Origin of the sequence: Kordia sp. (genome assembly GCF_965224175.1) — a bacterium.
Lineage (GTDB): Bacteria > Bacteroidota > Bacteroidia > Flavobacteriales > Flavobacteriaceae > Kordia.
Genome location: NZ_OZ245041.1, coordinates 2,307,501 through 2,329,330 on the forward strand (window position 1 = coordinate 2,307,501; position 21,830 = coordinate 2,329,330).

21 protein-coding genes, 2 tRNA genes and 2 rRNA genes (1 of these 25 only partly in view) are annotated in these 21,830 nt (G+C 33.6%); 10 read left to right on the forward strand and 15 right to left on the reverse strand.

Translation table 11 applies throughout. The features are described 5' to 3' along the window. The 5 genes from ACOQOS_RS10025 to ACOQOS_RS10045 all read right to left on the reverse strand — a co-directional run. A 23S ribosomal RNA gene (locus ACOQOS_RS10025) occupies positions 1 to 216 on the reverse strand; it reaches 2,600 nt to the left of the window's first position. 107 nt (positions 217 to 323) lie between these two features. After that, a tRNA-Ala gene (locus tag ACOQOS_RS10030) sits at positions 324 to 397 on the reverse strand. 79 nt (positions 398 to 476) lie between these two features. Then, positions 477 to 550: transfer RNA gene (locus ACOQOS_RS10035), tRNA-Ile, on the reverse strand. Between the two features lie 89 nt (positions 551 to 639). Continuing rightward, positions 640 to 2,163, reverse strand: a 16S ribosomal RNA gene (locus tag ACOQOS_RS10040). Together the 16S and 23S rRNA genes with 2 tRNA genes alongside form the textbook arrangement of a ribosomal RNA operon. An 878-nt stretch (positions 2,164 to 3,041) precedes the next feature. Further along, positions 3,042 to 5,015, reverse strand: a complete 1,974-nt coding sequence (locus tag ACOQOS_RS10045; protein ID WP_420574831.1) for a putative porin — start codon at positions 5,013 to 5,015, stop codon at positions 3,042 to 3,044. Between the two features lie 204 nt (positions 5,016 to 5,219). Here ACOQOS_RS10045 and ACOQOS_RS10050 point away from each other — a divergent pair, with 204 nt between their 5' ends. From ACOQOS_RS10050 to ACOQOS_RS10070, 5 genes are all read left to right on the forward strand, one after another. Next, on the forward strand, positions 5,220 to 5,816 hold the full coding sequence (locus ACOQOS_RS10050; RefSeq protein WP_420574832.1) for a ribonuclease HII: 597 nt from the start codon (positions 5,220 to 5,222) through the stop codon (positions 5,814 to 5,816). A gap of 71 nt (positions 5,817 to 5,887) precedes the next feature. Further along, positions 5,888 to 6,715, forward strand: coding sequence for a hypothetical protein (locus ACOQOS_RS10055; protein ID WP_420574833.1), 828 nt, complete (start codon positions 5,888 to 5,890; stop codon positions 6,713 to 6,715). 11 nt (positions 6,716 to 6,726) lie between these two features. Next, complete coding sequence (locus ACOQOS_RS10060; protein ID WP_420574834.1) at positions 6,727 to 7,050, forward strand: hypothetical protein; 324 nt, start codon at positions 6,727 to 6,729, stop codon at positions 7,048 to 7,050. An 88-nt stretch (positions 7,051 to 7,138) separates the two neighbouring features. Continuing rightward, a complete protein-coding gene (locus tag ACOQOS_RS10065; protein ID WP_420574835.1) occupies positions 7,139 to 7,978 on the forward strand; it encodes a tetratricopeptide repeat protein in 840 nt (279 codons plus the stop codon). 280 nt (positions 7,979 to 8,258) lie between these two features. After that, positions 8,259 to 10,706 carry a hypothetical protein gene (locus ACOQOS_RS10070; RefSeq protein WP_420574836.1) on the forward strand — a complete coding sequence of 816 codons (2,448 nt, stop codon included), beginning with the start codon at positions 8,259 to 8,261 and terminating at the stop codon, positions 10,704 to 10,706. A 3-nt stretch (positions 10,707 to 10,709) separates the two neighbouring features. On the opposite strand, the gene ACOQOS_RS10075 is transcribed toward ACOQOS_RS10070, so the two are convergent. The 9 genes from ACOQOS_RS10075 to ACOQOS_RS10115 all read right to left on the reverse strand — a co-directional run bounded on the left by ACOQOS_RS10075 (position 10,710) and on the right by ACOQOS_RS10115 (position 15,761). After that, entirely contained in the window at positions 10,710 to 11,204 is a 495-nt protein-coding gene (locus tag ACOQOS_RS10075) for a hypothetical protein (protein ID WP_420574837.1), read from the reverse strand. A gap of 9 nt (positions 11,205 to 11,213) precedes the next feature. Beyond that, positions 11,214 to 11,702, reverse strand: coding sequence for a hypothetical protein (locus ACOQOS_RS10080; RefSeq protein ID WP_420574838.1), 489 nt, complete (start codon positions 11,700 to 11,702; stop codon positions 11,214 to 11,216). After that, positions 11,703 to 12,182 (reverse strand): hypothetical protein, encoded by a 480-nt coding sequence (locus tag ACOQOS_RS10085; protein WP_420574839.1) that lies wholly within the window; start codon positions 12,180 to 12,182, stop codon positions 11,703 to 11,705. Positions 12,183 to 12,191: 9 nt separating this feature from the next. Next, positions 12,192 to 12,656, reverse strand: coding sequence for a hypothetical protein (locus ACOQOS_RS10090; RefSeq protein ID WP_420574840.1), 465 nt, complete (start codon positions 12,654 to 12,656; stop codon positions 12,192 to 12,194). A gap of 12 nt (positions 12,657 to 12,668) precedes the next feature. Beyond that, positions 12,669 to 13,160, reverse strand: a complete 492-nt coding sequence (locus ACOQOS_RS10095) for a hypothetical protein (protein ID WP_420574841.1) — start codon at positions 13,158 to 13,160, stop codon at positions 12,669 to 12,671. Between the two features lie 47 nt (positions 13,161 to 13,207). Continuing rightward, positions 13,208 to 13,681: a hypothetical protein gene (locus ACOQOS_RS10100; protein WP_420574842.1), complete on the reverse strand. Its 474-nt coding sequence runs from the start codon at positions 13,679 to 13,681 to the stop codon at positions 13,208 to 13,210. 1 nt (position 13,682) lies between these two features. Next, positions 13,683 to 14,390 carry a lipoyl(octanoyl) transferase LipB gene (gene lipB / locus ACOQOS_RS10105; RefSeq protein ID WP_420574843.1) on the reverse strand — a complete coding sequence of 236 codons (708 nt, stop codon included), beginning with the start codon at positions 14,388 to 14,390 and terminating at the stop codon, positions 13,683 to 13,685. A 444-nt stretch (positions 14,391 to 14,834) separates the two neighbouring features. Further along, positions 14,835 to 15,581, reverse strand: a complete 747-nt coding sequence (locus ACOQOS_RS10110; protein WP_420574844.1) for a hypothetical protein — start codon at positions 15,579 to 15,581, stop codon at positions 14,835 to 14,837. A 21-nt stretch (positions 15,582 to 15,602) separates the two neighbouring features. Beyond that, positions 15,603 to 15,761, reverse strand: a complete 159-nt coding sequence (locus ACOQOS_RS10115) for a YqaE/Pmp3 family membrane protein (protein ID WP_420574845.1) — start codon at positions 15,759 to 15,761, stop codon at positions 15,603 to 15,605. Between the two features lie 171 nt (positions 15,762 to 15,932). Here ACOQOS_RS10115 and lysS point away from each other — a divergent pair, with 171 nt between their 5' ends. Both lysS and ACOQOS_RS10125 read left to right on the forward strand, forming a co-directional pair. Next, a complete protein-coding gene (gene lysS, locus ACOQOS_RS10120; protein WP_420574846.1) occupies positions 15,933 to 17,618 on the forward strand; it encodes a lysine--tRNA ligase in 1,686 nt (561 codons plus the stop codon). A gap of 365 nt (positions 17,619 to 17,983) precedes the next feature. After that, on the forward strand, positions 17,984 to 18,958 hold the full coding sequence (locus ACOQOS_RS10125) for a hypothetical protein (RefSeq protein ID WP_420574847.1): 975 nt from the start codon (positions 17,984 to 17,986) through the stop codon (positions 18,956 to 18,958). Between the two features lie 62 nt (positions 18,959 to 19,020). Here the strand turns inward: ACOQOS_RS10125 and ACOQOS_RS10130 are convergent, their stop codons facing one another. After that, positions 19,021 to 20,520, reverse strand: a complete 1,500-nt coding sequence (locus ACOQOS_RS10130; RefSeq protein ID WP_420574848.1) for a hypothetical protein — start codon at positions 20,518 to 20,520, stop codon at positions 19,021 to 19,023. A 151-nt stretch (positions 20,521 to 20,671) separates the two neighbouring features. Here ACOQOS_RS10130 and ACOQOS_RS10135 point away from each other — a divergent pair, with 151 nt between their 5' ends. The 3 genes from ACOQOS_RS10135 (at position 20,672) to ACOQOS_RS10145 (ending at position 21,807) form a co-directional block, all read left to right on the forward strand. Beyond that, positions 20,672 to 20,953, forward strand: coding sequence for a hypothetical protein (locus ACOQOS_RS10135; protein WP_420574849.1), 282 nt, complete (start codon positions 20,672 to 20,674; stop codon positions 20,951 to 20,953). A gap of 50 nt (positions 20,954 to 21,003) precedes the next feature. Next, the gene (yiaA, locus tag ACOQOS_RS10140) at positions 21,004 to 21,477 is read left to right on the forward strand and encodes an inner membrane protein YiaA (RefSeq protein WP_420574850.1); all 474 of its coding nucleotides are present in this window, start codon (positions 21,004 to 21,006) and stop codon (positions 21,475 to 21,477) included. A 75-nt stretch (positions 21,478 to 21,552) separates the two neighbouring features. Beyond that, positions 21,553 to 21,807: a hypothetical protein gene (locus ACOQOS_RS10145; protein WP_420574851.1), complete on the forward strand. Its 255-nt coding sequence runs from the start codon at positions 21,553 to 21,555 to the stop codon at positions 21,805 to 21,807. Positions 21,808 to 21,830 lie beyond the last annotated feature (23 nt).

A 21,830-nucleotide genomic window follows, 5' to 3' on the forward strand; every position in this document is an offset into this window, starting at 1 on the left:
CACTTTTGTTTTCTTCTCCTCCGGGTACTTAGATGTTTCAGTTCTCCGGGTTTGCCTCCTTACGGATACTATATCTTCAATATAGTGGGTTGCCCCATTCGGATATCTGCGGATCATATTGTATGTGCCAATCCCCACAGCTTTTCGCAGCTTATCACGTCCTTCTTCGCCTCTGAGAGCCTAGGCATTCCCCATACGCCCTTACTTAGCTTATTGTACTTTTTTGCTCTTTATTATTTTTGTTCTCTCGAAGATTATTTTATTAATCTCGTTTCTCTTTTATCTCAATATGTCAATGAACTTTTTCAACTTTACGTCGATCGTGGAGAATATCGGAGTCGAACCGATGACCTCCTGCGTGCAAGGCAGGCGCTCTAGCCAGCTGAGCTAATCCCCCATTTATGAAATTCAGAATCTAATGAATTCAGAATTATGAAGGTTGAATCCTCTAACTTCCAGAATTTCCTCTATACTTGTAGTCTCAGGCAGACTCGAACTGCCGACCTCTACATTATCAGTGTAGCGCTCTAACCAGCTGAGCTATGAGACTCTACTTGTATTTCGTTCAATTTCTTAATTAACAGCTAAGCAAAAACAATCTCTCGATCATTTATATATAATTATTCGTCGTCTCTCTAGAAAGGAGGTGTTCCAGCCGCACCTTCCGGTACGGCTACCTTGTTACGACTTAGCCCCAGTTACTAGTTTTACCCTAGGCAGCTCCTTACGGTCACCGACTTCAGGTACCCCCAGCTTCCATGGCTTGACGGGCGGTGTGTACAAGGCCCGGGAACGTATTCACCGGATCATGGCTGATATCCGATTACTAGCGATTCCAGCTTCACGGAGTCGAGTTGCAGACTCCGATCCGAACTGAGATAGGTTTTATAGATTCGCTCCTACTTGCGTAGTGGCTGCTCTCTGTACCTACCATTGTAGCACGTGTGTAGCCCAGGACGTAAGGGCCGTGATGATTTGACGTCATCCCCACCTTCCTCACGGTTTGCACCGGCAGTCTTGTTAGAGTCCCCACCACTACGTGCTGGTAACTAACAACAGGGGTTGCGCTCGTTATAGGACTTAACCTGACACCTCACGGCACGAGCTGACGACAACCATGCAGCACCTTGTAAAGTGTCCGAAGAAAACTCTATCTCTAAAGCTATCACTCTACATTTAAGCCCTGGTAAGGTTCCTCGCGTATCATCGAATTAAACCACATGCTCCACCGCTTGTGCGGGCCCCCGTCAATTCCTTTGAGTTTCAATCTTGCGATCGTACTCCCCAGGTGGGTCACTTATCACTTTCGCTTAGCCACTCAGACCGAAGTCCAAACAGCTAGTGACCATCGTTTACGGCGTGGACTACCAGGGTATCTAATCCTGTTCGCTCCCCACGCTTTCGTCCCTCAGCGTCAGTATATAATTAGTGATCTGCCTTCGCAATCGGTATTCTATGTAATATCTATGCATTTCACCGCTACACTACATATTCTAACCACTTCATTATAACTCAAGTCATTCAGTATCAAAGGCAATTTTACAGTTGAGCTGCAAACTTTCACCTCTGACTTAAACAACCGCCTGCGGACCCTTTAAACCCAATGATTCCGGATAACGCTTGGATCCTCCGTATTACCGCGGCTGCTGGCACGGAGTTAGCCGATCCTTATTCGTAGAGTACCGTCAAACAAATACACGTATCTGCGTTTCTTCCTCTATAAAAGAAGTTTACAACCCATAGGGCAGTCTTCCTTCACGCGGCATGGCTGGATCAGAGTTGCCTCCATTGTCCAATATTCCTCACTGCTGCCTCCCGTAGGAGTCTGGTCCGTGTCTCAGTACCAGTGTGGGGGATCCCCCTCTCAGGGCCCCTATCTATCGCTGCCTTGGTAAGCCGTTACCTTACCAACTAACTAATAGAACGCATGACCATCTAATACCGATAAATCTTTAACTATAATCCCATGCGAGATCACAGTACCATGGGGTATTAATCCAAATTTCTCTGGGCTATCCCCCTGTATTAGGTAGGTTTCATACGCGTTACGCACCCGTGCGCCGGTCGTCAGCAAGTAGCAAGCTACTCCTGTTACCCCTCGACTTGCATGTGTTAAGCCTGCCGCTAGCGTTCATCCTGAGCCAGGATCAAACTCTTCATCGTTGTTCTTTAATATATTATCAAACTCCGAAAAATTATCTACTTCTCAAAAGATGTCTTTGCTTATGTTTTTTATCATTATCTTATTCCTAAAATAATTGCTGCTAATCAATATGTCAATGAACTTCTAATTCTCTATTTTCTAAACTTCCTTCCGAAAGCGGGTGCAAATATAAAACCCTTTTTTCATTCTAACAAAACTTTTTTTAAGATTTTTTTTGAAGCTCTTTCGCAAACTTCTTGCCTCTTAAATTTTAATAGCTTTTCTATTCAGAACTTACATAAAAACGTTCCCGTTTTTAGCGGATGCAAACATACAACCTTTTTTATTCCTCAGAAAACTTTTTTAAAACTTTTTTCAAAAAACTTCTATCTAATCTTAAACCAGTAATCAATGAACTTTTTTAACGCCAATTCTTATCGTTTTAGCGGCTGCAAATATAAAGACGTTTTGTTAATATCCTAACCTTTTTAAACCCTTTTTTACTCTTTTTTTTAATCTGCTTTTTAACACCTTATTCTTAAGCCTTTTACAACCTAAAGTTTTTTTCATTCTTCAGTTTTGGGTTTTAGGTTAAATGTATTGTTTCTTTTAAATTTCAAAAATCTATCGTGAATTCTTTATCTATGAAAAAACAAAACAACTATTTTTTACTACTTCTTATAAGTTGGGTTAACGATTGAGGCATTGTTGGAGCTACTCACTTCGACTACACTCAGTGACATGTGTCTTAATATACAACTTAATTACTTTAGTATTGAACTGTGATACTCTATATTATAGAGAGCGACTGACGAAAGCGTGACCGTTATTTCTTTTACCTAAAAAAAGAAAGAAGGGAAACCCCACAACTATTTATTTTAAAAAATTAGATATTCTTTTAAGAAAAGAAGTTCCAAACAAGTCCGAAACGCACAATGAAGTCTCTGTAAGGATAGTTTGGTGCCGAGAAAAAGTTGTATCCTGTGAAAGATGAGTTTAGATGCTCTAGCTTGAAATAGATTCTAGTTCGCCTTACTTTTGCGTTTATGAAAACATCAAAACGCGGAAAGCTTCCTATTTTTTGTTGATTTTGACTGTAAAACTCACCTAGTAATGGACTGTAAGCATCTCCAAAGTATTCAGTGAAGTAACTAAAGGTAACTCCTGTTTGAATGAATAATGCTTTTTTAAACCATTTGTCTGTATAGTATAGTGTATTTCTAGTAACCAGTTCTGGCACGTTGAATATATCTCCAGATTGCGTTACTTTTTGATACATTACTGTATTATTGAGTGCAAATTTTCCATAACGGAATTCTTTTCCAACTTTTACTTTTAGATATGTAATGGCATCTTCCGATTGTTGTGGTGTTACTTGAGCATCTGCTGTAAGTCCTGAGAAATAGGTATAGTTATCTAAAGAAGTAAAACTAACATCTGCATTTAGCCATTTTTTTGACTTGAGACTGAAGTTAATACTTTGTGTACGTTCATTCTTTAGATTGTTTCTCCAGTTATAACTTATATAGTCGCTTTGATGGAGAATGAAGTTAAAGTTTGGCGCTTTGGAATTGATCACAATGGAAGCTTCTACTTTTGCATCGTCATTGAATTTGTAACGCGCACGACCTTTGAAGTAGTTTCCTCCGAGTTCTCCAGATACATTTGCTAGTAAATCTGCTTTTAAATCGATTCCTGCAATGTTATGCTTCCATTCACCTCCAATTGCAACAACATCTCCTTCTAATCTGTTTGGCACCACTTGACCACCGGCGAGATAGAGAATTTTATCAAAAAAGTAATCATATTTTGTATGATTGGCTTTGAATTTTACATCTCCAAAGGTTTTTGTTCGATAGCTTAGACTTGCTTGATTGAATAGTTTTCGCAATTGCGATCGATCACGGAGCGATGTTGCCACAAAACTGTCTCCAAAAAGATCGTTTGCACGATCTTGATCATAGATATAATATTTTGTTTCATAATTGAACGTATGACCAACACGCAGATTATTGTCTCGCAAAGAATCTTTTTGTTTTACAATTTTATAATCATGTTCTAAATAGTACCGTTTTCCAACTAATATGTTTTGTGCGTCTTGAAAGACAACAGCCAAACGTGAACGATCTGTAAATTCTTCTACTCCTGTTTCGAATTGTTCTACAGCTTCATCTGTTATCCCTCCATTTTCATTGTTTAATACATCTTGCGAGTAGAAATGTGCGCGAAGTCCATAGCGATCGTTTTTTGTACGATAGTTTGCCGTTAACCTAAAGTTTCCTGTACTACTAAGTATGTTTTGATATTTACCTAATGAACGCATTCCTTTGTACGCAATAGAAAAGTTCATACGCTTAGACGTATTCATGGTAATAAAAGCATCTAATAATTGCCCTTGCTCCATCGCTGTTTTAAAAAACAACTCTGTTGTTGGTGTAGGCACATTAAAGTATTTTACATCTTCTACCTCATCATAGTTAAAATGTTTTGCGCGCATTCCAATACTTGGAAAAGCAGCAGGCATATCAAAAGAATATCCTAATCGATTGTAGGTTTGTCCTAGATTAGAAAACGGTATTAGTTCAAAATCGTCTTTTCTAAGATAATTATATTTGTAATCTTTTTTGATCGTTAATGTAGTATCAAAAACCATTGTATCGCGCTCATGCGTAATAATTTTGTAGAGATTGATATCGTATTCTTTTCGTTTGGCTGTTTTATCCTTTTCAGAGGAATTACTTGTATCATCAAGTGATCGTTGTCCTTGTTGATTGAGTTGCTCTTTTGGATTGCTTACTGGTGTTAATGTTCTCTGCGCATGCATTGCAGAAACAGTAATACATATAAATATAACGAAAAGGATGTGCTTCACTTCTTTATTTTTTTAGCGTATTCTTTACAACGTACCTGAACATTCTACGCTTTATGTCTGACAAAAGTATACTTTTTGATCGAAATAAAAAGCTAAGATTTGTTATTGAAATCATAAATTGTTGTTTTTGACAAAAAAGTGTTTCGAGTTTCTATTTTGATTTGAATTTTAGAAGGGATAGTTTTGTCTCTTAAGATTTTACACATGTTAGCACTACAATTACTCGACGGACTGGAAGCTGGAACAGATGAAGCAGGTCGCGGATGCCTTGCAGGACCTGTAACTGCGGCTGCTGTAATTTTACCTAAAGATTTTTCGAATGATATCTTAAATGACTCCAAACAATTGAGCGAAAAGAAACGTGATATGTTACGCCCTATTGTTGAGTTGGAGGCATTAGCTTTTGGTGTAGCACATATTTTCCCTGAAGAAATTGATCAAATTAATATTTTGAATGCTTCTATTTTAGGAATGCACAAAGCAATTGACAAACTTTCTGTGATTCCAGAACATATTATTGTAGATGGCAATAAGTTTAAACCTTATAAAGAGATTCCACACCAAACTATTATTAAAGGTGATGGAAAATATTTGAATATTGCCGCTGCTTCAATTTTAGCAAAAACCTACCGAGATGCATATATGGCAAAAATCCATGAAGAATTTCCAATGTATAATTGGAAGAAGAATAAAGGATATCCTACAGTAGAACATCGTGAAGCTATTAAAAAATATGGCACTACAAAATATCACCGTATGTCGTTTCGATTACTTCCTGAGCAATATGCTTTAGATTTATAAATTTCTTAAATTTTGTTTCCTATTGAAACAATTGAACAAATAAACTACCTTAGTGTTTTAATCATACATTTATGAAAACACTTCAATTGCATCTTGCAAAAACACAGTATTATCGTTGGTATCAATTGTACGAACGTTCTATGACTGAGAAACGCATCAAACATCAAATGGAATTATTGGCTGATGATATCTTTTTACAAAGTGCCGCAGGCGAAATGCGCGGAAAAGAAAGTTATCCTGAAAGATTGAAAGTGTATGATGGTTGGCAGAATGCGCATCACGTACAAGCAGTTTCCGTTCAGGAGCATGAAGAAGGTTTTTTACAATTATTAGCTTCTATTCGCTATCAAAACATTCAGCCAAATGGTGAAAAAGCAAGTTATACTATTGATTATACAATCGATTTTGAACACTTTGATCGTTCACTTCCACAGTTTAAAACTGTAAAAATTACTCCAACAGGACAAACAGAAGATATTTTTGTAGATGCGTATCCTGAAAATCGCACCAAAGCTTTGTTGCATTATTGGTTAGCAACTATGGAACTATGCGATGGAAATGTTACTCCTTTTGCCGAATTACTCACAGATAGTTTTGAATTGAATTTTTCCAGCGGTACGATTCGCTCGTTAGATGATTTTTCCGTTTGGTTAAATGGCGCGCCAAAACATATGAAAGAAAGCAATCATCATCCTGAAAATTTTGAAGTAAACACAATTAATGATACTACTTATGAAATGAAGGTTGAGTTTGATTGGAATGGTATTACACTTGATGATAGAAAAATGATTGCACACACCTCTCATCATTGGATTATTGTAGATGATCCTGAAGAACGATTTGCCCGAATTAAAACAATGAATGTTACACAACTGACTCCTTTTACAGTGGTCGATTAAAATAAATTAGTATGTGGGAAGAAAGATTGAAAATTTTTGATGCCATTGTTGAAAAATGTCCACGCTTTGAGCGTAAAGGCAAAAATATGATTTATACTTCTGCCAACGGACATATGTTTGGATTGCTTAATAAAGCTGGAGAAATTGGGTTTCGTTATTCTAAAGAAGTCCAAGAAAAGTATATTAAGGAATTTAATTCTGACTACTATAAATCATACGGAGCTACAATGAAAGGATATGTATTGATTCCTGAATCTATGTTGACTGATGTAGACAAATTAGCTAAATATTTGAACGAAAGTTACGAATATGTAATGTCGCTCGATCCAAAGTAAACAACTAACTCATTGAAAAGGTTACTTTACTCATTCTACATTTCACAGGATATTATTTGCTGCTACATTCGTAGTAAATAATATGATTATGAAGAAATATACATACACATTTATTCTGTGCTTATTGATAAGCTTTTTTAGCTACGCACAACAACATAAGTACAATGCTTTAGAAAAGGAAGCGTTTAAAAAGGCCTTGTATTTTGCCTACGAAGACAATCCTAGAATTGCATTGCATCATTTTAAACAGTTTGCTGTCAGTTATCCCAATTCGGCGTTGATGCCTAAAGTTACTTATAACACAGCTGTCTTATTAAGAGATTTGGGCGATATTGAACAAGCAATTCCTTTGTTTAGAAAAGTATTATATACTGAATATGATTACGATATTATTGACGAAGACGATCACAAGGAGTTAGAGAAAGAATATATTGTTTGCAAAAATAAAAGTGCCATGCATTTGGCCGAAATATACTTAGACAAGCGAGACTTCAAAAAAGCGTCAACATATATTTATTTGTTTGATCAGAAACATAAGTTTGATCATTTTTGCGGAAATGAACATGTAGCGCATGATATGTATACTGCCAAAATGTATGCACGCTTGTATGCCGGACAACAAAAGCATCAAAAAGCTATTGCCGAATTGATTCCGTTTATGTTTCAAAATCCATTTGCCGACAACGATGAAGTTATCACTCTGTTAGGTCGCTTGTTGGAAACCAATTATTCTTCACAAGAGTTACGTTCAGCTGCAGAAGTAGCTGTATATACTATAAAATCTACAGGCAGCGACATTATCATTGATTTTTTAAATCATAAAGTAAAAATTGAAAGAGCAACTATTATTGACGACTTAGATCGTTATAAAAACTTTGTAAAAAGTAATCCTTTGATTAAAAAATATTTATCAGAAACTCAGAGCTAATCCAAATTGAAAGTTTTGTCTGTTTAGATTTTATTTTTTAAAAGTCAGATAAAATTCAACAATAACAATGTTGAGAAATTTCAACTTTATTATTACAGCTCATTTCTTAGTTCAAAACGGAGTTTCTGTTCGCTAAAACTCAACAATGGTTATTTGTTAATAAGAACTGTAATTCTATTGCCTTTATACTATTTTACTATAATACAAGTTTTATACTTTTGTAGATAGTTATTAAAAAAGGGCAACAACATCTATACGATGTTATAAAATAGAACATTACATGAAAAGAATTCTCATTCTTCTTCTTACCATATTGATTATTGGCTGTACAACAGAAACTCCTAAAGAATATTCGCTGTTAAAGTATGCACCTCAAAATGCAGCTGTTATTTTACAGATTCAGGATTTTGAAAGTTTTCAGAGCGAATTGAAAAATAATCAATTGCTGAAATCATTCAAACAACCAAAATTCAAGCAGGATTTTAATGCGTTTGTAACGTATGTAAAATACATTCAGCCAAACTCAAAATCGTTATTGTGTTTTAATGAACTAGGAAAGAATAGTTTTGAATATACGTTTGTTACGAAAACACATCCAAATTTGATTCAGTTAGACTCGCTACATAAAGCTACAACTGAAAACATTGCATATGAAGGCAATGAAATTATTAAAACTACACTTGGCGATCATGTAAATTATACGTTTTTGGCAGATAGTATTTTTGTGAATTCTTCTTCTCAGTTATTGATTGAAAATTGTATTCGTTCGTATAAAAAAGTGATCATTCCTGAACCACTTAAAAAAGTATATGCTACGATAGATGAGAGCAAATCTGCCACTTTACTCGCTACTCCAAAACATCTTTCACCATTATTAAAAAAGATATTTCCAAATGCTGACACGAAATTTGTAACCACATTTGGAGAACAAATGGCTTTAGATGTATCTATATTACAGGATGAAATTTCTTTTACCGGAATCATCACAGCCAACGATTCGTTATCACACAGCCTAAGTTCTTTAAAAAATACAACTCCAAGAGAACATAAAATCGCAAAAGTGATTCCTCGATTTTTTGATCATTTTACGTCAATTACCTTTGATGAATACAAAAAGTTTCACCCAGAAACTAAAAACTCTTTGCTAGATGCTTTGGAAGAAGTTTGCTCATTTTCTTTTAATAATGGCACATTTACAGCTTTGCGTTTTATTTCTCCAAGTAATGAAGCCATTACACAATTAACCACAAATACAGAACACAACACTGTACGAAATGTAAAAGTGTATGAAAATGAAGATCCTGAACTTTTTAAAAATCACTTTACACCATTCATCTCCGATTTTGGCAATGATTTTTATATTGTTTTAGATGAATATATTGTGTTTAGTGATCGAGATAATTTGCGAAATTTAGCCATGCTAATTGGACTTTATAAAGACGAACAAACACTTTCTTCGCAAAAGAGCTACCAAGAAGCGCTTCAAAACTTAAGCGATGAATCTTCGTTAGTGTCTTTCGTAAACACAGATTCTTTTAAGAAAACATTCGCGGAAAGCACGAAAAAGACATATCAAAAAGAAATTCTAAGTATTAATGTAGACGATTATCCGTTTGCCGCATTGCAATTTACTAATGAAAAAGGGAGTAATTATGCACATGTTCACGGTATTTTAAAACGAAATACAGCTAAACCTACTGAAAATACAGTGACACAATTTTTAAACGTAGTATTAGATAATCCTGCGATCACAAATCCGCAGTTTGTAAAAAATCATATTACCAAACGCAGAGAAATTGTCGTGCAAGACGCACAGAATATTTTGTATTTGATTTCTACAAAAGGAAAAGTATTGTGGAAAAAACAGTTAGATGGAAAAATTTTAGGAGACCTATCACAAATAGATTTGTATAAAAACGGACGTTTGCAATTGGCCGTTACAACACCACAATCTTTTTATGTTTTTGATAGAAAAGGTACAGAAGTAAAGCCGTATCCAACAAAAGCAACATTAGCTTATACACAACCTGTCGCTATTTTTGATTATGATAATTCGAAAAATTATCGCTTTGTGTTTACGGAAGGAAATAAGGTAGTAATGCGCGATAAGAAAGGAAAGGAAGTTACTGGTTTTAAATTTTCAGGTTCGGAAAATGAATTCATCAATCCGCCGCAACATTTTAGAGTAAAAACGAAAGACTATATTGTTCTTCAAGAAAGCAATGGAAAACTTCACATTCTGTCGCGAACAGGAAAATCTAGAATTACAGCTAAGGAGAATATTCAGTTTTCAGACAATCAAGTATACATTCACAACAATTTATTTACTACTTCTGATCGCAATGGAAATTTAATTCAGGTAGATAGTAAAGGACAGATTCAAAAAACAAAACTTCCTGTAGAAGAAAATCATGATGTAACCATGACAAGTAAAACATTGGTAAGCTTTTTTGAGAATAAATTACGTATCAAAGACAAAACCGTAGAACTTGACTTCGGATCGTACAGCAAACCAAAAATCTTCTATATTAAGAATAAGATTTATGTGTCCATTACAGATAAAGATGCTCAGAAAGTATATGTATATGACAGCAATGCAAAACTTCTTCCTGGATTTCCCGCTTTTGGAACTTCAGAAATTGATTTAGAAAATTTAGATAAAGATGCTAAATTAGAATTTGTTACTAAAGGAGAAAACAAAACGATTTTAGTATACAAGTTAAACTAGAATTTACTGTAACGAACTTCCTATTTCGTCAATTTCGTTTTGCGCATTACATTCTTCTTTCTGTTTTTTAATACGTTTTGACAAAATAGAAGTTTCTATTATACTGAAAATCCCATAGAGCACAATCACAGCCAGCGCTATAAAAATTGGTAAATCCGCAGCTCTCATACCTCTGGTTGAGATAGCCGCAATGTTTCCAAAGGCAGAAAGTATTCCAAAGAATGCATAACAAACACCTGAAGCGATGGCTCCAATCCATAAAATCAACGGTATTTTCTTTGCTTTTACAGCACGTTTTGATGGTCTGTAATATCGAAAACTTACTATATGATACCACATTGCTAAAAGACCAACGAATATTCCTATTCCAGCAAACAGCAGCATAAATTTTGTATCTGAATTATGGTTACTTGCACTGTAAATTCCGATAGCTCCTACACTCATTACAAGTAATATAAATGCTAAAATGAAGATGAGAATGATTTTATATACACGCATGATTTCTTTTTATATTGTTGAACTTCCTATTTCGTCAATTTCATCTTTTGTATGACGTTCTAATCTGAGTTTCTTAAGTCGATTCTTTAAAAGTGACAATTCTAAAAAACCTAAAACACAACTTACCAACATAAATACTAGCAATAACACATCTTTCAATTGATGCGCTATACCATAACTCATCAATCGTAAATAATCATACAATGCATATCCAAAAAGTACTAGCAAAGCACCATTAAACACAATAGCTCCAATCCAGAATACTTTACTAACTTTAAATGCGACAGTTATATTTTCTTTTTTCTTATAAAACTGAAAACTCTTTATATGATATACCAAATTCACTATGGATGCCATATAGACCAACGCTAAAGAAAGGTATGCGATTATAGATCCACTATTGTTTTCATTTGTGAGTAATATATACACGATTACGGACAATCCTCCAAAACAGAACAGTCCAGACAAAATTAAAAGTATTTTTAGTACGCGTATCATTTACTCAGTTTGATTTCCTATTTCGTTAATTTCATTTTTTGTCGCTACAATAGCTTTAAGGCGCTTGATACGTTTCTTTAAAATTAGAACCTCTAGAAAACCTAACAATCCTGGAACTAAAAAAGTAAGCACTGAAAACAGATATCGACCTGCATAACCATATCTATACATTTGTATCAAATTATACATACTATCGCCTGCGGTACATAATAAGAGTAGTGAAAAACAAATCGTTCCAATCCATAAAATTACAGGAAGCTTTCTATCAAGTTGTCTTTTTTCTTTACGTTGATAAAAACGAAAACTTTTTACATGATAGAAAACATTCAATACAGAAGTAACAATTGCGATTCCCGAAAAAACAAAAAGCGCTACAGGTGTGCCCACAGTTTCTCTGTCTCCAAATAGAATCAAATAAGAAATTCCGCCAAAAATAAAAAGGGAATATAATGTTAGGAGAATTTTTAATACACGCATCATTTACACTATTTACTTTCCTATTTCTTCAATTTCATCTTTTTTTGTTCGAATCATTTTAATTCGTTTTTTCAACATGGAAACTTCCAAAAAACCTAATAATGATGGACCAATTAAGAGCGATATAAAAAATATATCTTCCGAACTATATCTGTGTGATAAATATTTATCTGCATTATTATACATCGCTACACCAACTAAAAATAATAGAAAAGTAGAAAAACACAGTGTTGCGATCCATAAAAACATTGGAAGTTTTTTAGTTAAATTCCATTTTTCTTCACGTCGATAAAAACGAAAACTTTTAACATGATACAGTATATTCAATATTGCTAGTATATACATAAAAGCAATAAGGATTTTTGCATACAAAGGCATATTCGCTTCTCCTATTGAAGAATCTTCAAGTAGCGCATAGGATAATCCCAATAGAATGATGGAAGCATATGAAATTAGTATTATTTTCAAAAAACGCATACCTAAAATGATTTATAATGTTGAATTGCCAATATCGTCAAATTCATCAGTAAGATTTAATAAATCGTGTTGTTTTTTAATTCGTTTAGGCATTAAAACAACTTCTATGATGCCGAGTATGCTTGAAAAAAGTATAAACATTGTAAACACAAAATTTGGCATATCTTGTGAAATCGTAGTATCAGTATGGTAAAAAATAGTAAAATAGTCTTTTACTATTTTAAAAATCACAGAACTTGGCAAAGCAAACGCTGCAAGCCAAAGTATTCTCGGAAATTTTCTTTTTCGTCTAATTTTACTGTAGTAAGAATAAGTTTGCACATGAAAAAAAACACTTAAAATTCCCGAAGCAATCACCAAAGACAAGATAATGATTTGAATGAAACCATACGTTTCAATATCTTTCAATGACTCAACAAGCATAAGTGTAGCACCTAAAATTACAGTTAAAGTGTACATTACAATAAAAACCTTAAGCGTTTCTTTAAAAATAAGTCGAGTCAATACTAATGATTTAATTTTTTACCTACGTAGATCAATATACAAACAAATCAGTCAACAGTTCCTTTTATATTTTCAATATTTTGTTGTTGTCTGCGACGTTGTTTGTACACTTGTACAAATCTATTCAACTTATACAGTTCCCATAAGGTAAATAATCCGAAAACAACAAGACAAGAAGCAATGACAATTCCTAATGAATTTACAGAGACATTGTCCATGAATATATTTGGTAAAAAAAGACCAATACCTAATAACGTGCTAATAAGCCCAAAAGCTACATGTAATGCCCAATATTTTTTAGAGAGTTCTTCTATCGTTTTTCCGAAAATAAACAACGGATAATATGCTAATGTCTTGATATGAAAGTAAATGCTAAATGCGCTTGTACAGGCAAAGAAAAATAATGCAGAAACGGCTCCCATAAAACTTTTAAGTTCTAAATACAGCAGATAACTAAATGACAATAGTAATATCGTGATCAATACCGTAAAAATGAGCAATCCTACTTTTACAACTTTCATCTTATGCTTTGATATCTAGTTGTGCCTCAAAAAGTGTTTTAAAATGACGCAATAGTTTTTCTTTAACTTCCGCTTCATCTACGTGCATTTTCCCTAATTCTACATTCAAAGATGTAACAGCTTTTCCTCTAATTCCACATGGAATGATATTGTCAAAATATCCTAAATCTGCATTTACATTCAAAGCATATCCATGCATGGTTACCCAACGACTCGCTCTTACGCCCATAGCACAAATTTTACGCGCAAATGGAGTTCCAACATCAAGCCAAACACCTGTTTCTCCTTTACTTCTTGCAGCTTTCAAGCCATATTCCGCCAAGGTTAAAATGATCATTTCTTCCAATAAACGCAAGTATTTATGAATATCAGTAAAGAAGTTTTCCAAATCTAAAATAGGATATCCTACAATTTGTCCTGGTCCGTGATAAGTAATATCACCACCGCGATTTATTTTATAAAACGTAGCTCCTTTAGCAGCCAATTGTGTTTCATCTAATAACAAATTAGACATATCGCCGCTTTTCCCTAAAGTATATACGTGCGGATGTTCTACAAACAAAAAATGATTTGATGTTTCTAAACCAGCATCTTCACGCCTATTCTTAATCTTTGTATCTAAGATTTCCTTGAATAGTTCTTCTTGAAAATCCCAAGTTTCTTTATAGTCTTTCGTACCTAAATCCTGTACTTGTATTGTTTTATTCAAAGTAGTTTCTTTTGCGATTACAAAAATACAACATTACAAATATCTATTCTTATCAGATAAGCTTTATTTAACAGCATTTTAGAAACTGAAACCATGAATTCAAAAATTAACTTTTAATACAAACATATATTTACGGTTTCTTAGTCACAAACACGAATAACTAAGACATGAAAAAAAATCACTAAAATCATTATCTCTCAAAAAAAGCAATGTTGCCAACATTTCCAGAGGATCACAAAATGCACAAGCAGATCAAGCACAAAACGCAATCAGTTCCATATGCCCTAACCCAACAATTATATTTACAGTTCATTCCGCGCTTCCTTGGGATTGTAGAACATTGTCTTGTCTTACTGATTGCGAATGGTGTAAAGTATTTCCTTAATAAAAAAAGAGGAATTGCACAATTGCAATTCCTCTTTTTCATATTTTATAACGTAGTTTTTATTTTTCCAATTCAACTTCTACGTCTAACATTTTTGGATTCTGTATGTATTCCATAAAGTTAAGTTCTGCTGTAAAGCTTTTTCCATCTTCACTAATAACTGCATTTTCTAAAGAAACTGATTTTATTTTTCTTGGGAAATGATACTTTAAGGTATAATTAGACGCTGCAAACATCATTTTTGCTTGTCCTAAATTTTGCTGTAAAGAATCCATTTTTGCTTGATCTACAATAGCAACTGTACGCTTGAATACATTGTTTTTGAACGAATAATTTGTTGTAGTCGTTCCGTCAGAACCTAAAGAAGACAATGGATTTCCTGCTTGCGACTTTCTACTTTTGTCCATTTTTCCAGCAGCATTCATAGCTTTAAACATATCTTGCAACTCGTCAACGCTTTCAAAATCAGCAAAAATATCCATATTCATTTTCTTCTCTCCTGAATTCATCACCATATGCATACTAAAAGGCTCTAAACTTTTTAGTTCTGCTTGTTGTTCTGCTGATAATTTTGAGATACTATCGCGTTCTGCTGCAAACATTTCTTTGAATGACATAACAGAATCAATAGCAACTTCTTCGCCTTTGCTCATTTCGTCTCCCATCATGTCCATTAACTCAGCTCCATCCATATTGAAAGATACTTTTCCACTTCCATCTTCATTGATATAAATGTTTTCAGTAAACTGACAACTTGTAAAAAGCGTTACAAACGCGACTAAAAGTCCTAAATAAATTTTTCTCATTGTTTTTATTTAAATTATTATTTATCGTTTCGGGTTGTTTACAATTACTAAAGCGGCAATAGTTCCCGGAACCCATCCGCAAAGCCACAAAATAAAGACAATTAAAATTGATCCGCAACCTTTATCTAATACAGATAACGGCGGAAATATAATTGCCAATAATACTCTCCATATACTCATACTATTTTTTAATTTGATGATTGATGATACTCATAAGACACAAAAATCGTGAAAACGTTACACTAGCTTAGCGTTTATAAACTATAATAGCTTCAAATATTTCCAAATCAATACATTGGTATACTAACGAAATGTATTTATCTTTGCAAACTTAATTTTACAAATATTATTATGCAATTATCAGAGCAAGAAATCGTTCGTAGAGAAAAACTTTCAAAGTTACGCGAACTCGGCATTAACCCATATCCGGCAAACCTTTATCCTGTAAATCATACTTCGAAACAGGTAAAAGAAACGTTTGCAGAAGGTAAACAGGTGATAATTGCAGGTAGATTAATGTCACGTCGTATTCAAGGATCAGCGTCATTTGCTGAAATGCAAGATGCAGAAGGAAGAATTCAAGTCTACTTTAATAGAGATGAAATTTGCCCTGGAGAAGATAAATCTCATTATAATACGGTCTATAAAAAATTATTAGACATTGGTGATTTTATCGGAATTGAAGGAGAATTGTTTACAACGAAAGTTGGAGAAAAAACAGTAATGGTAAAAAACTTTACAGTATTAAGTAAAGCATTACGACCATTACCGCTTCCAAAAGAGAAAGATGGTGTTGTATACGACAAATTTGATGATCCTGAACAACGTTACCGTCAACGTTATGCTGATTTAGTAGTAAATCCGCAGGTAAAAGAAGTTTTTGTAAAGCGTACAAAGTTATTCAACGCTATGCGTAATTTCTTTAACGAAGCAGGTTATTTTGAAGTGGAAACACCAATTTTACAACCAATTCCTGGTGGTGCAGCGGCACGTCCGTTTGTAACGCATCATAATTCATTAAATATTCCATTATATATGCGAATTGCGAATGAATTGTATTTAAAAAGATTGATTGTTGGTGGATTTGATGGTGTATATGAATTTTCTAAAAACTTCCGTAATGAAGGAATGGATCGTACGCACAATCCAGAGTTTACTGCGATGGAAATTTATGTAGCATACAAAGACTACAATTGGATGATGGAATTCACAGAAAGCTTATTAGAACACTGTGCCATTGCTGTAAACGGAACCACAACTGCGACATTTGGCGAACATTCAATCGATTTTAAAGCACCATACAAGCGTGTTACCATGACACAATCTATCATCGATTTTACAGGATTTGATATTACTGGAAAATCTGAAGAAGAATTGCGTGAAGCTGCAAAAGGCATGGGAATTGATGTAGATGAAACGATGGGGAAAGGAAAATTGATCGATGAGATTTTCGGCGAAAAGTGTGAAGGAAATTATATTGAACCAACATTCATCACAGATTATCCAAAGGAAATGAGTCCGTTGTGTAAAGAACATAGAGAAAACCCAGAATTAACGGAGCGTTTTGAATTAATGGTTTGTGGAAAAGAAATCGCAAATGCATATTCAGAGTTAAATGATCCTATTGATCAGCGCGAACGTTTTGAAGCACAATTGAAGCTTTCTGAAAAAGGTGATGATGAAGCAATGTTTATTGATAATGACTTTATTCGCGCATTAGAATACGGAATGCCACCAACTTCTGGTTTAGGTATAGGAATGGATCGTTTGATTATGTATTTGACAAACAATCCATCTATTCAGGAAGTATTATTCTTTCCACAAATGAAGCCAGAGCGCAAACAAGTGGCTTTGACAGATGAAGCAAAAGCTGTTTTAGAATTATTAAAGAAAGCTGAAAAACTACCTTTAGCCGATTTAAAAGCTCAGGCAGGATTGTCTAACAAAAAGTGGGACAAGTCTATAAAAGAACTAACTAAAAATAGTTTAGCAAAAGTAGAGAAAAACGACGACGGACTTTTTGTAGCCATCGTTTAGTTTAAAAACGTACACTTCGACTTCGTTCAGTGTACTTTTATAAGATCAATTAAAGGAATTGCAAATTGCAGTTCCTTTTTTTGTTTTCAAAACATTATGGTCGTTTTTTTGTTTTTCAATTGTTTTATAAGTAGCTTCGACAATACACAACTTTCTCTTTACGAGTTTTAAAATTTCACTACATGAATTTATTTCTTTTAGGCATCAGTATTTCCATTATTGTTTTTTCATATGCAATTGATCATCTTATTTCCTTGATCAAGAAATAAAGTTCTTTATAACCAGTTTTTTAATCTACTCTTTTTACCTACGAAAAGAGTGTATACTCACGTATTTTTATATCTTTAAACACAAACTAATTGTCAGTGAAGCGTTCTAGACGTTCAGAATATAATAAGAAGAGAGATCGTTCGAAAAAAGATTCGAAACGAAAGTTTACCTTTAGCAATAAAGATTCTCAACAAAAAGAGAGCCCTGAAAAAAAGAGCGTTCAAAACGATCCTATTCCTGAAAAAAAAGAAATTCTTCACTCTGAAGTTGTTCTTCAAAAGAAGCTATTTCCAGAACAAAAAGAAAAACCTATTGATTTTGAAGTATATACAAAACAGGATCAAAAGTATCAACAACGCACTACACATCAGCGAAAGAAAAGATCATTTCCTAAAATAACTTGGCCATTTTATATGGTTGTTATTTTCTTTTTTATCAAGCTTATTCTAAATATTAATCGCTGTGAACAAAATTCGTCAACACAAAATGACAGATACCAACCTGCTTTTGAAAATCGCACAAAAACCAATCGTTCTAAGAGAAATTCTAGAAAGATTTCCCGTGTAAAAGTTTCACGTTTTATTGTAGGGAAAAATAAAAGGCTGCGAGAAGTGACTCAGCTAAAGAAGGATTCTATTATAGATATTGTGCCAAATGTACAAGTACGGCTTTATAAAGGTTTCCATATGTACAATTCCTCGGTGTTTCCTTCAACACCTATTTTAGCAAAATACTCGAAGTTTCATTTTTTCTATGATGTCCAAGATGTAAAAACAGATGTATCTATGGTAGATCAATGGGTTTCATTACGAAAAAAGTTTATCAATGAAGCTAACGATGACTATTTTTACCATGAACGCTATAAAACATATGATTTTAAAGGATTGAAAGTACGAGAAGAAAAGTTTTCTATTTTGGTAGATGGAATTGTTATTTATGGAGCAGCCACACTTGTAGAACATAAAAACAAACGCTACTTTTTTCATTTTATCTCCAAGGAAGCCATTGATGCGTCACCAAATTATATGTATTTAAGAAGATACTTGAACTATTATTTAAAGATTAGATAAAAATCATTGGCAATACAAATGCTTGAGATGGTTTTGGTAATATTCGATATAACTCAATAAAACTATGGCTTCACCAAGTTTAACGTAGTTTCATACAACGGAGATTTGTTCATTTTTGCTTTCAACCAAGCATAAAAACTCATCACAAAAATATCTTCTTCTATTCGATCTTTCCATTCAAAGGAATTTTCAACAGCTTCTTTAAACGCTTCTGATGTTACCTTTTCTGGAGCATGATAATACTGCTTTACAAATTTCAAAAAGGTAATTACACGCTGTTCTCCTGCTTTTTTTAAGAACGGATAGTATTTTCGTTGAAAGCTTGCAAAACGTGAATCGACATACGAAATATTCCCTAATTCAATATGCAATAACAATTCTATTAAGTTCTTTTTAATGACCCATTCTACTCCAGCTTTTTCTTCATACCATTTATCGGTGTGATAAAATTTAGAGAAGGTTTGTTGTGCTTTTTTAAATGCACCTTGTTGAAAATAAAATACAATCAGGCTTAAATGTATATCTAGCATGACTTCCAAATCGTATTTCTTAACATCTACAACGTCTTCCAATATCGCAATTGCATCCTTAGAATTTCCAGAATAATTATGATTTAACGCAACCAAACACTGATGTTGTAAAACAGAACTTTTGTAATATCGCTTTTTTTGCTTCTGCATTTCACCATACATCAAGTCTAAATAGTGTAAACTTTCAGGGAATTCTTTTTTACGAAAGAAGATATTTGAAATAAGATGTAGCACTTTGATATGATAAAACACGTGTTTGTCCGTTTGTTTCAATCTGCTTGAAATATCTTTGTAATTCTCCAAAATAAAAGGCGCCACATTGAAATAATCTTTAGTTACCGAAGCCACTGAGTTTACAATTTGCGCCAATTGATACAACGATTTATAAGACAATCCAATTTCTTCAGAGATTTCAAAACGTTTGTAGGTTTGCTGAATGAGTGTTTGTAATGATATCACTTCTCCTTTATAAACAACTTTTTGCAGGTTTTCTTTAATGACTGCGTACGCCATATTTAACTTTTCTTCTTGTAAAAAATCTTTTTGATTAGCCGTAAACTTTTCAATAAGTATTTCTAGTGGTGGTGCAAAAGAAGTTGTATGCGCATATTGTATTTGTGTGTGATACACTTCATTTAATAATGAAAAATGCAATGATTCACGTGCTTTCTTTTCTGCTTTGTCTAATACTTTGAATGCAGTTTTAAATTGTTTGTGCTGCAATAAGTTTCGAGCCACAAGTACACGCTTGGTAATATCGAGTTCTACAGAAACTTCATGTGTTAAACTTTGTGTTGCCATAAAATCGAGCAGTGAACTCCATAAGCGTTTTCGCAATCCGTGATATGCAGTTTTATTATCCTTTCCATATAGTTTCTTCGGAATTTCTTTTGCAGGATAATTTGCTTGTAACAATTTAAACAACTGTACATTTTTGGTATCGTGTCGCTTGTTTTTATAGTTCAGGTATTTTATAAATTCTTGTTGTTCTTCTGTAGAAAATTGAGAAATAATTGTATCAATTGCAATCATTATATCGCCTGTTTTTAATTATTCAAATAATTGAAAATCATTATTTTAAACAATTTTATTTACTATAAATATAATCCTTTTTTATGAAAAATTGAATTTTACAGCTAAAAATCCAATCGCATATTTGCCCTGTAATCAACAAACAAAAATTATGAAATCAATTCACCAGAAGTATCCGTTTTATTTGAGTATGGCAACAGCAATATACTTTACGTTATACTCTTTAGCATTTCATTTTCAGTGGCGTCATGTGCTTGTTGGCGTGTTTACAGAAATGTTCACCATTCCTGCTATTATAATCACACCAATTGTAGCATTGTATGCGATGGCAAGAATCATCAAACACAAAAAAAGAAATGCATATACAATTACAACATTATTACTATCAATCACAACCATAGCATATGTAATATATCGCTTTGTAAATCATTAAATCAAACATTTAAACAAAAGAAAATCAAGTAACATTTAAAAAATATCATTATGGAAAATCAAACATTTTTTAATCCAGAAGAAAAAGTAAAAAAATCTATAGACCCTAAAAAAGAAGAAAAGAATCCTTTTAAACCAACAACTGCTTTTGTTTCTGCAGCTTGGGCAGCATTATTTATCGGAATGGTTGCTTACTGTGTAGGATTGTGGAATGCAGGTATGGAATTGAATGAAAAAGGATATTACTTTACCATCTTACTATTCGGTTTATTCTCGGTAGTTTCGGTTCAAAAATCTGTAAGAGACCGAATGGAAGGAATTCCTGTCACAGACATTTATTACGGCATAAGTTGGTTTACAACAGTGGCTTCTGTCCTATTATTAGTTGTAGGATTGTGGAATGCAGAATTGGAATTGAGTGAAAAAGGTTTCTACGGAATGTCGTTTGCCTTAAGTTTATTCGCTTCGGTTGCCGTACAAAAAAACACTAGAGATGTGCATGCTATAAAAAATCAAGAAGCTTAAATGTTGGTTGATTACCAGAACCTCGTAACGATATGATTGTAAGTTGTTGCGAGGTTTGTTTTAAACATCTACATCATGAATGATAAAATTAAAACAGTTAGCTTACTACTCAGTGGATTCCTAACCTATCCACTAAGTTTTATAATTCCTATTGGCGGTGGCGGCGCAAGTACAATCTTTCTGCTCTCTATTCCTTTTTTTATTGTAATGGGAATTATTTACCATGTTTTTATTCGAAAAATAAAGAATCCTTATTATAAAAACGGTATCTTTTTAGCGATGTTATTACTTATAATCAGTTTAACCTTCGCTTGGTATCCGTATGTATAACCCAACATTATTTTAAATTCTGT

Bases quoted from the DNA above. Each gene is read 5' to 3' on its own strand.
- ACOQOS_RS10050 (WP_420574832.1), top strand. From the start codon at position 5,220: ATGTTAGCACTACAATTACTCGACGGACTGGAAGCTGGAACAGATGAA.
- ACOQOS_RS10055 (WP_420574833.1), top strand. From the start codon at position 5,888: ATGAAAACACTTCAATTGCATCTTGCAAAAACACAGTATTATCGTTGG.
- ACOQOS_RS10060 (WP_420574834.1), top strand. From the start codon at position 6,727: ATGTGGGAAGAAAGATTGAAAATTTTTGATGCCATTGTTGAAAAATGT.
- ACOQOS_RS10065 (WP_420574835.1), top strand. From the start codon at position 7,139: ATGAAGAAATATACATACACATTTATTCTGTGCTTATTGATAAGCTTT.
- ACOQOS_RS10070 (WP_420574836.1), top strand. From the start codon at position 8,259: ATGAAAAGAATTCTCATTCTTCTTCTTACCATATTGATTATTGGCTGT.
- ACOQOS_RS10075 (WP_420574837.1), bottom strand. From the start codon at position 11,204: ATGCGTGTATATAAAATCATTCTCATCTTCATTTTAGCATTTATATTA.
- ACOQOS_RS10080 (WP_420574838.1), bottom strand. From the start codon at position 11,702: ATGATACGCGTACTAAAAATACTTTTAATTTTGTCTGGACTGTTCTGT.
- ACOQOS_RS10085 (WP_420574839.1), bottom strand. From the start codon at position 12,182: ATGATGCGTGTATTAAAAATTCTCCTAACATTATATTCCCTTTTTATT.
- ACOQOS_RS10090 (WP_420574840.1), bottom strand. From the start codon at position 12,656: ATGCGTTTTTTGAAAATAATACTAATTTCATATGCTTCCATCATTCTA.
- ACOQOS_RS10100 (WP_420574842.1), bottom strand. From the start codon at position 13,681: ATGAAAGTTGTAAAAGTAGGATTGCTCATTTTTACGGTATTGATCACG.
- ACOQOS_RS10110 (WP_420574844.1), bottom strand. From the start codon at position 15,581: ATGAGAAAAATTTATTTAGGACTTTTAGTCGCGTTTGTAACGCTTTTT.
- ACOQOS_RS10115 (WP_420574845.1), bottom strand. From the start codon at position 15,761: ATGAGTATATGGAGAGTATTATTGGCAATTATATTTCCGCCGTTATCT.
- lysS (WP_420574846.1), top strand. From the start codon at position 15,933: ATGCAATTATCAGAGCAAGAAATCGTTCGTAGAGAAAAACTTTCAAAG.
- ACOQOS_RS10130 (WP_420574848.1), bottom strand. From the start codon at position 20,520: ATGATTGCAATTGATACAATTATTTCTCAATTTTCTACAGAAGAACAA.
- ACOQOS_RS10135 (WP_420574849.1), top strand. From the start codon at position 20,672: ATGAAATCAATTCACCAGAAGTATCCGTTTTATTTGAGTATGGCAACA.
- yiaA (WP_420574850.1), top strand. From the start codon at position 21,004: ATGGAAAATCAAACATTTTTTAATCCAGAAGAAAAAGTAAAAAAATCT.
- ACOQOS_RS10145 (WP_420574851.1), top strand. From the start codon at position 21,553: ATGAATGATAAAATTAAAACAGTTAGCTTACTACTCAGTGGATTCCTA.